The following is a 12,858-nucleotide window of genomic DNA, read 5'->3' on the forward strand; positions in this document are numbered from 1 at the left end:
GAATTTTGTGAGCAGAAACGTACATTTTGGCTCGCACGGTCTTTGAGATATAAAACAAAGTTTAACTAAATAAATGCGACAGAGGTCGCAAACAAAATTGAAAAACATAAAAATGAAAGTATTAGTTATTGGAGCAGGAAATATGGGACTCACTTACGCCGAAGGAATGGCGAAAAGCAGTCTGCTAAATCGAAGAAATCTTATGATTTTCGATAAATCTGCCGAAGTTATTACCGACTTAAGTAAAGTAGACCATTTTGATGTTTTCGATAAAATAGACCATTGCTTACCGCAAGCAGATATTGTATTCTTAGCTGTAAAGCCATATCATACCGAAGAGCTTTTCAAAGAAATAAGCCCTATGGTTAATGATGAACAAATTTTTGTTTCCTTAATGGCAGGTGTTACCATTAAAACTATCCAAAATGGTTTAGGAATCAAGAAAGTTGTTAGATCTATGCCTAACCTTCCAGCACAAGTTGGTAAAGGAGTTACTTCTTACACCGCTGCGAAGGAAGTTTCTAGAGTAGAACTTTTAATGGTTAGAAATTTGTTGGATACCACTGGCGAATCTATAAAAGTTAAAAACGAAAATTTCATAGATGCCTCTACAGGTATTAGTGGTAGTGGACCAGCATACGTATTCTATTTTATGGGATCTATGCTTGAAGCAGCTTTAAAAATGGGATTCTCTGAAAATGATAGTAAAGTTTTGGTTAGCCAGACTTTTGAAGGTGCAGTAGAACTTTTTAATCAACACGATCTTTCGCCAGATACTTGGATGGAAAGAGTAGCCTCTAAGGGTGGAACTACAAGAGCAGCTTTAGATTCGATGGACGATAATAATGTGAAAGAATTAATTAAAGAAGCGGCATACGCAGCCTTCAATCGTGCTGTAGAACTTGGCGAAGAGTAATTAACTAACTAATACTATCAAAATTTTATAATGGAAACTAAAAAGAAAAGAATTGTCGTAAAAGTTGGTACTAATGTTATGACCAATAAAGACAATAGAATTCTAGGACCTATACTTAAACATTTAGTAGAACAAATCTCTGAATTATACGAAGAAGATATTATGACGGTTTTAGTATCTTCAGGTTCAGCTATTGCAGGTAAAGAAATCTTGGGAGAAATTAATATCAAAGAACCTTCGAAAAGAAGACAGGTATACTCTTCAGTAGGGCAACCAAGAATGATGAGACATTACTATAGTATTTTTCACGACTACGGAATGCGTTGTGCCCAAGTACTTGCCACTAAAAGAGATTTTAGCCCAGGTATTCATAGAGAAAATATGATTAACTGTTACGAATCTTTACTTTCTGAAGGAATAATACCGATTGCGAACGAAGATGATGCCGTATCAGTAACCATGTCGATGTTTTCTGATAATGATGAATTAGCTAGTCTTGTAGCTGAACTTATTGGCGCAGATTCTCTTATCATTTTAAGTGATACCGATGGTCTTTATACTGGACATCCAGATGATGACGATTCTGAAAAACTCAATAAAGTCCAGGTAGATCAAAATGTTGAAAAATACGTTCAGGAATCTGGTAAAGGTGAAGGTGAAGGTCGTGGAGGAATGGAGTCTAAAATTAAGATTGCAAAAGAAACAGCCTCTAAAAATATCACTACATATATCGCAAATGGTAAAAGACCTAATGTGATTCTCGATATAGTGAAAGGTAAACCGGTTGGAACGAAATTTACCTCTTAAAATAACTCTGGAATACACTAAATAACTAACCAACCAATTTTTAAGATTCCAGAAACTAAATAAAATTAAATCCTTTATATAGGATTAAACCACTAAAATTAGATTAAATGATACTTTTAAATTCAGATAAAAAGAATAACGTTTTAAAATCTATGATGCGCATCTTAGATGAAAAACGCCAAGAAATTATCACAGAAAATAAAAAGGATCTTGAAGCTTTTGGAGAAGGAGATCAGGCGATGTACGATCGACTGGTTTGTGACGATAAAAAAGTGGATGGTATGATTACATCTGTAAAAGATGTAATGGAACAGGAAGACCCTGTTGGCCAGACGATCGAAAAAAGAACTTTGGATACTGGTCTGGATATCACCAACAAAACGGCTCCTTTTGGAAACATCATGATTATTTACGAATCTCGTCCTGATGTGACTATAGAAGCTGCCGTACTTGCTTTTAAAGCCAATAATAAGATCTATTTAAAAGGTGGTAAAGAAGCAATAAATAGTAATAAAATTCTTGTGCAATGTTGGCATGATGCACTAAAGGAAAATGATTTAGATTCAAATTGGATTGAGTTATTGCACCTTAGCCGACCAGAAACTCAAGAGTTTCTGAAAAACCCACCAGTACAATTAGATTTAATAGTGCCACGTGGTGGAGAACGACTAATAGGTTTCGTAAAAGAACATGCTACAGGAGCAGTTTTAGTAAGTGGTAGAGGAAATAATTTCCTTTATGTTTCTAAAAATGCCGACTTTGAAACTGCAAAAAAAGTGATGCTAAATGCAAAAATCGATAAGATTTCTGGTTGTAATGCATTAGATAAAGTTTTAGTAGACGTTAATGTCCCTAATTATGAAGAAAAGTTGAAAGAACTTCAGGAGATGTTCAAATCTAACGAAGTAAAAATCTTGGTTGATAAGGACGTTAAAAAAATACTTAGTGACGAGGAAGAAGTACCATCAGAATCTACATGGTACGAAGAATTTCTTGCCATGAAGATCGTAATTGGTAGTATTGACGGTTTAGACGCTGCTATCGAAAAAATTAATAAATATTCAGGAGGGCACTCTGCCTCCATTATCACAACAGATAAAGAGGAAGCAACTAAATTTATGGAACAAGTAGATAGTGCTGCTGTTTACCATAATGCTTCTACCAGATTTACAGATGGTGGCCAAATGGGAGTTGGTGCAGAATTAGCAATTAGTACTGATAAATTACACCACCGCGGGCCATTAGGATTAAAACAATTAACAACAAATAAATATTATGTGTTAGGTGATGGACACATTAGAGAATAATTTCAATATAAATTGAAACTAAAAAAGGGTGGCTGAAAAAGTTACCCTTTTTTTATATCCTTACCCAAAATAAATTATAATAAAATGTAACAATTTCTGTTAGTAATAGTCTAAATAGGAAAGAAAATAATACAATGAAGAAAATACTGTATACAGCGGCTTTATTGGCCAGTTTGTACTCATGTAAGACCACTCAAAACCTAAGCTCTAAAGATCAGCCGGTTATTGCTAAATTAGATCTGGTAAATGTTGAAGACGACAAAGTAAAAGTTACCATAGATCCTGCAAAAATCACTACCGAAGAAATTAGCTTTTTTATCCCGAAAACCGTTCCCGGGACCTACTCTACCGATAATTACGGCAGATTTGTAGAAAATTTTAAAGCCTACGATTACGACGGTAACGAATTACAAGTATCGCACAACGACGACAACACCTGGACCATAAGCGATGCTAAAAATTTAGATAAAGTTTCTTACCAGGTAAATGATAGTTTTGATATCGAAGGCGAAAAAGATGTATTTTCTCCAGCAGGTACAAATATCGATGCTTCAAATAATTTTATGCTGAATTTGCATGGATTTGTAGGTTATTTTAATTCGCTGCAAGAAGAACCTTATCGCATAGAAGTTACACGTCCAGACGGTTTGATCGCAGGTACAAGCTTAATTTCTCAAACAAAAAATGAAGATAAAACTGATAGCATTAGCACAGATATTTATAATGTAGGTCGTTACTTTGAAGTTACCGATCATCCTATCATGTATGCAAAACCAGATACCACTAGTTTTGATGTACAGGGAATGAAAGTTCTTTTGGATGTGTATTCACCATCTTGGAAATTTTCAGCACAAGATATCAAGCCGGGCATTCAAAAAATGATTAGTGCGCAAAAGCAATTTTTAGGAGATATAAACGACACTAAAAAATATGCGATATTACTTTATCTTTCAAATCTAGAAGCTCCAGATGCTCGTGGTTTCGGTGCTTTAGAACATCATACCAGTACGGTAGTTGTACTTCCTGAAACAATGACGAACGAGCAGCTTGATGAAAGTATGAAGGATGTGGTTTCGCACGAATTTTTCCATATCGTAACACCATTAAGTGTTCATTCTAATGAGATTCATTATTTTGATTATAACGATCCTAAAATGAGTCAACATTTATGGATGTACGAAGGAGTTACTGAATATTTCGCCAACCTTTTTCAGGTAAATCAAGGCTTGATTGATAATCAGGATTTCTATGACCGTATGGCTGATAAGATCAAATCTTCAATGAATTTTGATGATACAGTACCTTTTACGGTGATGAGTGAAAATATTTTAACTGATGAATACAAAGACAGTTATTATAACGTATATCAAAAAGGTGCGCTTATTGGTATGGCATTAGACATCAGGCTGCGAGAATTAAGCAATGGGGAAATGGGCATTCTGGACTTAATGAAAAAATTAAGCAACAAATATGGTAAAGATAAGCCCTTTAACGATGAAGATTTAATAGGTGATATCGTAGACTTGACTTATCCTGAAATTCAAAATTTCTTCGACTCTTATGTTACCGGTGAAACTCCGATTCCTTACAACGAGTTTTTTGCTAAAGTTGGTCTTGAAGAGCAAAGCAAAATGGTAAACACAGGATATTTTCTGCATGGGCAGGTTCCTTATATCGATGGCGAGCCAACTTCCCAAGAATTATTTTTTAGAGAAGGCATTAAATTGAATAGCTTTCTCGAAGAATTAGGTGTAAAAGGCGGTGATGTTATCAAGAAAATTGATGGGACTGAATATACAATCCAAAATGTATATGCGCTTATTAATAGTTCTAGATCTTGGGAAGAAGGAAAAGAAGTAGAATTTGTTATAGAAAGAGATGGTGAAGAAATGACATTAACTGCCACAACTTCCCAGCCACAAACTGAAGAAACTTCGATCACAGAAATGGATTTACCAGCTGGAAGTCCAAAAGTTGAACTTAGAAAAGCATGGCTTAAAAATTAAATTATAGTCTTTAAAAGACTGAATTATTGCTGCTTAGAATTTTTCTTTACTATCTAAAGTTGGATAGTTTAAAGATCAATTTTAAGCAGCTTTTTTTTTTCATTTAATTCAGCTAAATTACCAACAAACTAACCTAAACCAATTTACTGATGGAAATCCCAATTTTACAAGATATTGTTGTTATTCTGGGATTATCTGTACTTATAATTCTGGTTATTCAAAAGATAAAAATACCCAGTATACTTGGCTTTTTATTAGCGGGGATTATTGCTGGACCGCATGCTTTTAATTTAATAAGCAACGGCCACGAGGTTGAACTCTTAAGTGAAATTGGTATTATTTTCTTACTTTTTGTAATTGGGATAGAACTATCGTTAAAAGGCCTCGCCGCAATTAAAAATACTATTTTTATTGGAGGGGGTTTACAGGTTGGTGGCACCATTTTATTTACGGCTCTAACAGCCCAGATTTTAGGTTTACCCTTAAATACTTCTATATTCCTTGGATTCTTATTTTCTCTAAGTAGTACAGCAATTGTTTTAAAATTATTTCAGCAACGTGGTGAGATTACTTCTCCTCACGGAAGAATTAGTATCGGAATTTTAATATTTCAGGACATAATTGTTGTTCCCATGATGCTACTTACACCAATTTTAGCTGGAAAATCTGATAACATTTTAATGACCGTTGGGATTTTAGTAGGGAAAATTGCACTGGTTTTGGTAGTGATCCTACTTTTGGCAAAATATGTAGTACCTAAAGTTCTTGGTTGGGTTGTAAAAACCAAAAATCAGGAGTTATTTATTCTAACCGTTGTTGTTTTTTGTTTTGCGATCGCCTGGTTAACAAGTTCAGTCGGTTTGTCGCTTGCCTTAGGTGCCTTTTTCGCCGGACTTATTATTTCTGAATCTGATTATAGCCATCAGGCCACAGCCAATGTGCTCCCTTTTAGAGAAATATTTATTAGTTTCTTTTTTATCTCTGTAGGAACGCTTTTGGATTTAGAGTTCTTTTTCTCCAATATTGGCTATATTCTTCTCTTAGTACTAGGGGTTGTTCTACTAAAAATGCTGGTAATCGGGATTACAGTTTTGGTACTTAAATACAAGCCTAGAACGGTGTTTCTTACATTATTTAGTTTATTTCAGGTAGGTGAATTTTCCTTATTACTATCTAGCGTTGGTCTAGAAAATGGATTGCTTCCAAATAATATTTACCAGTACTTTTTAGCAATTTCTATATTAAGTATGGCGCTAACGCCGTTTTTGATTATGAATGCTTCTAAGCTTACCTATGCTATTTTAAAAGCACCCATTCCTTCAGCTGTACGCTATCGCTTATCCAACATTAAAAAAAACACTCAATCTGAAGATCAATTTTCCGAAGAAAATTTAACCGACCATATTGTAATTATCGGTTACGGTACTAATGGAGAGAACATTGCAAAAGCCGCTAGAAGTGCAAATATTCCTTATGTAATTGTAGATATCGATCCCGATAGTTTTGAAAATGCAAAACGAAATAATGAACCAATTGTTTTTGGAGATGCTACCAATTCAGTAATTCTAAAACATATCCATATTCAGGAAAGTCGTGTTGTAGTAATAGCGATTTCTGATGCTACGGCAACAAAAAAAATAATCAGTTCGATAAGATTATTTACACAAACTGCATTTATTATCGTACGAACAAGACAATTAAAAGAAATCGAGGAAAATCTTCGAGTGGGCGCAGATGAAGTAATTCCGGCAGATTTCGAAACTTCCATAGAAATATTTACGCGTGTGTTGAAGAAATATTTAGTTCCTTATGATGAAATTGTAGATTTTACCAGCAGTATTCGGTCAGCAGATTACGAGATGCTTACAAAAATAAAAGACAAACCACATAATCCTGCATTACATCATTTAAATATTCCCAATAAAGAGATTGCCACGCTAAGTGTTCAGCAAAAAAATAAAAATATTGTTGGAAAGACTTTAGAGGAATCTGGTATTGCGAAAAATTACGGCGTTACAGTTTTAGCGATTAAACGCGACACTCAATATTTAACCGAAATTACACCTAAAACAAAAATAAAAAGAGGCGATTTAATTTACATTTTTGGTAATCCTTCAAATATAAATCACCTTAACAGCTTGCTTTCTATTTAATCCAAAAACAGGATAAGATCCATTCAAAGTAGTGTTAGCTTATCAAAGTGCTAAAAGTAACAAAAGAAGGACTGTTAGAATTCTAAAGAATCGTAATTTGCAGGGAATGTAATGCTACAAAGTGCCTATGTCTCTATTGCCAGAAAACTTTAATCGCTATAGAAAATTTTTCGGTTTTATGCTGAAATATGGAAATAGTGATCTTTTTAAATCGACTACTGCTAATGCTTTTGATGATGCTACTAGCAGAAATGAAAACCAAGAAGAGTTTGATCGATCTCCAGAAGAATTAGTAGAGGATTTAAAAGCCATGGGGCCAACTTATATCAAACTGGGACAATTACTGTCTACACGCCCCGATTTACTTCCCGATGCCTACTTAAAAAAGTTAGCCACACTCCAAGACGATGTACCTTCTATTACTTATGAAGAAGTACATCAAATTGTTGAAGAAGACTTAGGAACCAGAATTTCGAAAGCCTTTGATACCTTCGAGAAAACACCTATTGCCAGTGCATCCATAGGACAAGTGCATTACGCTACGCTTAGAAGTGGCCAACCAGTTGCAGTAAAAATCCAAAGACCGGGAATTAAGCGCAAGTTTTTAGAAGATATGGATACACTCCAGGAAATGGCAGAACTTGCAGTTAAGCACTCCAAAGTCGCAAAAAAATATGCTATAGATACGGTCTTAGCAGAACTGCGACGAATTTTAATGAATGAGCTAGACTATTCTAAGGAACAACAAAACCTTATCACTTTACGGGAAAACTTAATTCCCTATAATTATCTGATAGTTCCAGAACCAATCTCAGATTACTGCGGAACCAGAGTTCTCACAATGGAATTTATCGACGGGAAAAAAATCACTTCTTTATCGCCACTAAAACAACTGGAAGTAGATTACGCGCCAATGGTCGATCAATTGGTTGAAGCTTATTTGCAACAAATTATAAACGACGGCTTTGTACATGCAGATCCGCATCCTGGCAATATTCAATTTACCAAAAACAGTAAAATTGCACTTATTGATCTTGGTATGGTTGCAAAATTTACCAGCCACATGCAGGAATGCATGCTACAGTTATTAATTGCTATTAGCAATAATAATGGCCCCGAAACAGCCCATGTTATCATTAATATGAGTGAAACAGATGAGGAAAGCGACCTTGTTACCTTCAACAAAATTATAAGCGATATTATTTTAGACAGCGAGAACAGCCCGGCAAAAGAATTACAAACGGGTCGCTTATTAATTCAGTTAAATAGACTTACTGCTGAAACCGGAATACGTATGCCAGTTGAAGTAAATATTTTAGGTAAGATTTTGCTGAATATGGATCAGATCATCGCAGTTCTTGATCCCGATTTTGATTTAAGAGTTGCCATTAAAAAGCACGCACAAAAAATCATGCAAAAGAAAATGTATGATGAATTGAAGCCAGAGAATTTCTTTTCAATGCTTTTGGAATCTAAAAAATTATTAGAGCATATTCCAGAACGACTAAATAAAATAACCGAAAACTTAGCCGAAAACAAATTTAAAGTAAATATCGAAGCTTTAGACGAAGAACGTTTAACCGACGGTTTTCAAAAAATAGCCAATAGAATAACTTTAGGAATCATTATCGCTGCCATGATCATTGGGGCATCTATGCTAATGCAAATTCCTACCGAATTCGAAATTTTTGGTTATCCGGGTTTTGCTATTTTGTTCTTTATTTTAGCTGCTTTTCTAGGTTTATGGTTAGCTTACGTGATCATTTTTAGAGATAACAATCTTAATAATAAAAAATAGGAAATAGCATTTTTTTAAATGATTTCTATAAATATCAGGATTAATTTACAGGCAAAAACCAACAGTTTTTTGCAGACTAGGGGAAATAGCAGTATTTTTCAGCAATAACCCTAAACAAATTAATCCAAAATGAAGAAAATTCATACTATTTTTTTCTTGCTTATTGCAAGCATTTCTTTCGCACAACAAGTAAAAGTACCGGTAGATACTACCGTTGTAACTAACCACTCTGTTACAATTAACGGTAAGAATATTAATTATTCAGCAACAACGGGTATGCAGCCGGTATGGGATAAATCTGGAACTCCAATTGCCAGTTTGTACTATACCTATTATCAAAAAAAAGATATTAAAAATACTGAAAATCGACCTTTAGTCATCTCTTTTAATGGTGGGCCCGGTTCGGCGTCAGTTTGGATGCATATAGCATACACCGGCCCAAGAATCTTAAAAATTGATGATGAAGGATTCCCCGTACAGCCTTATGGAATTAAAGAAAACCCATATTCCATTTTAGACGTTGCTGATATTGTGTATGTGAATCCTGTAAACACTGGTTATTCTCGACCTATTCCTGATAAAGATGGGAAAGTTGATAAAAGTAAATTCTTTGGCGTGAATGCCGATATTAGCTATTTAGCGGAATGGTTAAATACTTTTGTAACTAGAAACAATCGTTGGTTATCACCAAAATATTTAATTGGTGAAAGCTACGGAACTACCCGAGTTTCAGGCTTGGCTTTAGAACTTCAAGAAAGTCAGTGGATGTATTTAAACGGAGTTATCTTAGTTTCTCCAACTGAATTAGGTATCGACAGAGAAGGTCCTGTTGAAGTCGCCAATCGTTTGCCTTATTTTGCTGCTACCGCATGGTATCATAAATTGCTTCCGCAGGAATTGCAGAGCAAATCGCTCAACGAGCTTTTAGAAGAAGTTGAAGCTTACAGTATCAATGAAGTGCTTCCTGTTTTAGTTAAAGGTGGATTTACTTCCGAAGAAACTAAAAATGCTATTGCTGAAAAAATGGCGTATTATTCTAGCATCGATAAAAAAGTATTTCTTCAGAATAATTTAGAACTACCAATTGGTGCCTTCTGGAAAGAACTGAGAAGAGATGAAGGTTTTACTGTTGGGCGTTTGGATTCTCGCTACTTAGGTATCGATAGAAAAGAAACTGGTAGTTATCCAGATTATAATGCTGAATTAACTTCTTGGTTGCATTCCTTTACTCCGGCTATAAACTATTATTTACGTGAAGATCTCAACTTCAAAACCGATCTTAAATATTTTATGTTTGGTCCTGTACATCCTTGGGATCGCACACGCAATAATACTGGAGAGAATTTAAGACAGGCTATGGCCCAAAATCCAAATTTAGATGTGATGATCCAGTCTGGTTATTTCGATGGTGCGACCACCTATTTTAACGCAAAATATAGTATGTGGCAATTAGACCCAAGCGGAAAAATGAAAGATCGACTTTCGTTTAAAGGTTATGAAAGTGGCCATATGATGTATTTGCGGAAAGAAGATCTAAAAACGGCAAATGATGATATTCGTGAGTTTATAAAAAATAGTTTACCGGCTGAAGGTGCCTCAGCAAAGTACTAAGTTTTAGAAATTTTTAGAACTAAAAAAAGCCTTTCTAAATAGAAAGGCTTTTTTAATTTATCACAATCAATATCTAAGCATTCCCATACATATTTGATTCTCCACCGTCAATGGCAAGAGTCTGCCCGTTTACATATCCATTATCGTCACTTAAGAAAAACGCAACTACTTTTGCTACATCCTTTGGATCACCTAAGGCTCTAGTGGGGTTTCGACTTGCATATTCTTTTTCGGCTGCTTTAGGATCTGATGGATTTACCTGCTTAAAAGATCCGGCTACCATAGGTGTTAAGATAGCTCCTGGTGCAATCGCATTGGTCAAAATTCCATATTGCCCATATTCAATTGCTGCATTTTTCGTCATTCCACTTACTGCGTGTTTACTAGCAACATAAGGTGTTTGATTAATTACACCACGAATTCCACCTACAGATGCTACATTTACAATACGACCGTAGCCCTGCTCTTTCATTACAGGAATTACGTATCGAAGTCCGAAATAAACACCCATTAAGTTAATATCAATTACTTTTTTAAACACATCCATGTCGTAATCGGCCATTAAAGCTTGTTTACCTTCTATCCCCGCATTGTTATAAAAAGCATCAATTCTTCCGTATTTCTCTACTGTTTTATCCACGTAAGCTTTAACCTGGTCTTCTTTAGAAACATCAGCGCTTATCGTTAATATTTCAACACCTGAAAACTGCTGTTTCAGCTTTTCCTCGGCGTCTGCCAAAGCTTTATTGTTATAATCTACTAAAACCAATTTAGCTTTTTTAGCAGCCAACTCTTCAGCAGCAGCATAGCCCAAACCAAGAGCCGCACCTGTAATAATTACAATTTTATTTTCCATAACTTTCAATGTTTCAATTTAATACATTAAAGATATGGAATGCTCGACTTGTCATCAATTTACAAGCATTAAAAAATGCTTAAAATTTACCGAATTTCAGATTTCTACTTTAGCAAAAAGGCTTTTAAATCTTCGTAATCTCTAATTGAAATAGCTTTTTTCTCTTTATCGAGAACCGATTTGATTGCATCTGGAATTTCAATTTCTTTTCCGATTGCTTCCTGAACTGTTTCTCGAAATTTACAAGGATGGGCAGTTTCTAAAAAGGCGCCAACTTCATTAGGATGTGTTTTAAAATAGTCTTGCAAACCAAGATATCCAACCGCTCCATGAGGATCCATCACATAGCCTGTTTCCTTATAAACTGAATCCATAGCTTGTTTGGTAACCTCATCATCATAACTGAAGCTAGTCAGGTTTTCTTTTACATTTCCGTATTCATTTTGGAATAATTGCAAAATCCGAACAAAATTACTCGGGTTACCGATATCCATCGCGTTAGAAATTGTTGAAACACTTGGTTTTGGCTCATAATTGCCTGTTTCTAAATAATCAGTTATCGTTCTATTGGCATTATTGGAAGCTATAAAATGTTTTATAGGAAGCCCAAGTTCTTTAGCGATCATCCCGGCACAAATGTTCCCGAAATTACCACTGGGCACAGAGAAAACAATATCTTTTCCTTCGGAAGCTAATTGGCGATACGCTAAAAAGTAGTAAAACATCTGCGGAAGCCAACGCGCTACATTAATGGAATTTGCTGAAGTTAACTGGCGTTTCGACTGAATTTCATCATCTAAAAATGCTTGCTTCACCATATCCTGGCATTTATCAAAAGCGCCATCAATCTCTAAAGCGGTTACATTTTGTCCAAGCGTGGTTAATTGCTTTTCCTGGATTTTACTTACTTTTCCTTTAGGATATAAAATCACCACATCGATACCTTCTACCCCTAGAAATCCGTTGGCTACTGCGCCACCGGTATCCCCAGAAGTTGCAACAAGCACAGTTACTTTACCCACTTCATTTTTGGTAATAAAATAACCTAAACTTCCCGCCATAAAACGAGCCCCAACATCTTTAAAAGCTAAAGTTGGTCCATGAAAAAGCTCTAAAGTATAAACGTTGTCTTTTACGTGAACTATCGGAAACTCAAAATCTAAAGTTGTAGCAATAATTTCTCTAAGTTCTTTTTCAGGAATTTCATCACCCACAAATTGTTTAATGGCCTGATAAGCCACTTCAGTTTGTGGTAAATCAGGTAGTTTTTCAAAAAAAGAATCCGGTAATTTTTCGATATTTTCGGGAAAATATAATCCTTTATCGGGAGCCAGCCCTCTAATTACCGCATTCTCAAAACTGGAAGAATGACTTCGATTATTCAGACTAAAATAGTTCATTGTT

Annotated in this window: 9 protein-coding genes; 7 read left to right on the forward strand and 2 right to left on the reverse strand. The window is 35.1% G+C overall.

Annotated elements, in window-relative coordinates:
• The first annotated feature begins 112 nt into the window (after window positions 1-112).
• The 7 genes from proC (at window position 113) to PBT89_RS10615 (ending at window position 10,598) form a co-directional block, all read left to right on the forward strand.
• A complete protein-coding gene (proC, locus tag PBT89_RS10585; RefSeq protein ID WP_270061879.1) occupies window positions 113-916 on the forward strand; it encodes a pyrroline-5-carboxylate reductase in 804 nt (267 codons plus the stop codon).
• 30 nt (window positions 917-946) lie between these two features.
• On the forward strand, window positions 947-1,723 hold the full coding sequence (gene proB, locus PBT89_RS10590; RefSeq protein ID WP_270061012.1) for a glutamate 5-kinase: 777 nt from the start codon (window positions 947-949) through the stop codon (window positions 1,721-1,723).
• Window positions 1,724-1,830: 107 nt separating this feature from the next.
• Window positions 1,831-3,030 (forward strand): glutamate-5-semialdehyde dehydrogenase, encoded by a 1,200-nt coding sequence (locus PBT89_RS10595; protein WP_270061880.1) that lies wholly within the window; start codon window positions 1,831-1,833, stop codon window positions 3,028-3,030.
• A gap of 134 nt (window positions 3,031-3,164) precedes the next feature.
• Window positions 3,165-5,036: a M61 family metallopeptidase gene (locus PBT89_RS10600; RefSeq protein WP_270061881.1), complete on the forward strand. Its 1,872-nt coding sequence runs from the start codon at window positions 3,165-3,167 to the stop codon at window positions 5,034-5,036.
• 149 nt (window positions 5,037-5,185) lie between these two features.
• A complete protein-coding gene (locus tag PBT89_RS10605) occupies window positions 5,186-7,189 on the forward strand; it encodes a monovalent cation:proton antiporter family protein (protein ID WP_270061882.1) in 2,004 nt (667 codons plus the stop codon).
• Window positions 7,190-7,316: 127 nt separating this feature from the next.
• Window positions 7,317-8,987, forward strand: coding sequence for an ABC1 kinase family protein (locus PBT89_RS10610; RefSeq protein WP_270061883.1), 1,671 nt, complete (start codon window positions 7,317-7,319; stop codon window positions 8,985-8,987).
• 129 nt (window positions 8,988-9,116) lie between these two features.
• Window positions 9,117-10,598 carry a S10 family peptidase gene (locus PBT89_RS10615; RefSeq protein ID WP_270061884.1) on the forward strand — a complete coding sequence of 494 codons (1,482 nt, stop codon included), beginning with the start codon at window positions 9,117-9,119 and terminating at the stop codon, window positions 10,596-10,598.
• A 73-nt stretch (window positions 10,599-10,671) separates the two neighbouring features.
• On the opposite strand, the gene PBT89_RS10620 is transcribed toward PBT89_RS10615, so the two are convergent.
• Both PBT89_RS10620 and thrC read right to left on the reverse strand, forming a co-directional pair.
• The gene (locus PBT89_RS10620; RefSeq protein WP_270061885.1) at window positions 10,672-11,454 is read right to left on the reverse strand and encodes an SDR family oxidoreductase; all 783 of its coding nucleotides are present in this window, start codon (window positions 11,452-11,454) and stop codon (window positions 10,672-10,674) included.
• A 104-nt stretch (window positions 11,455-11,558) separates the two neighbouring features.
• Window positions 11,559-12,854, reverse strand: a complete 1,296-nt coding sequence (gene thrC, locus PBT89_RS10625) for a threonine synthase (RefSeq protein ID WP_270061886.1) — start codon at window positions 12,852-12,854, stop codon at window positions 11,559-11,561.
• Window positions 12,855-12,858 lie beyond the last annotated feature (4 nt).

This window comes from Zunongwangia sp. HRR-M8, from assembly GCF_027594405.1.
Lineage (GTDB): Bacteria > Bacteroidota > Bacteroidia > Flavobacteriales > Flavobacteriaceae > Zunongwangia.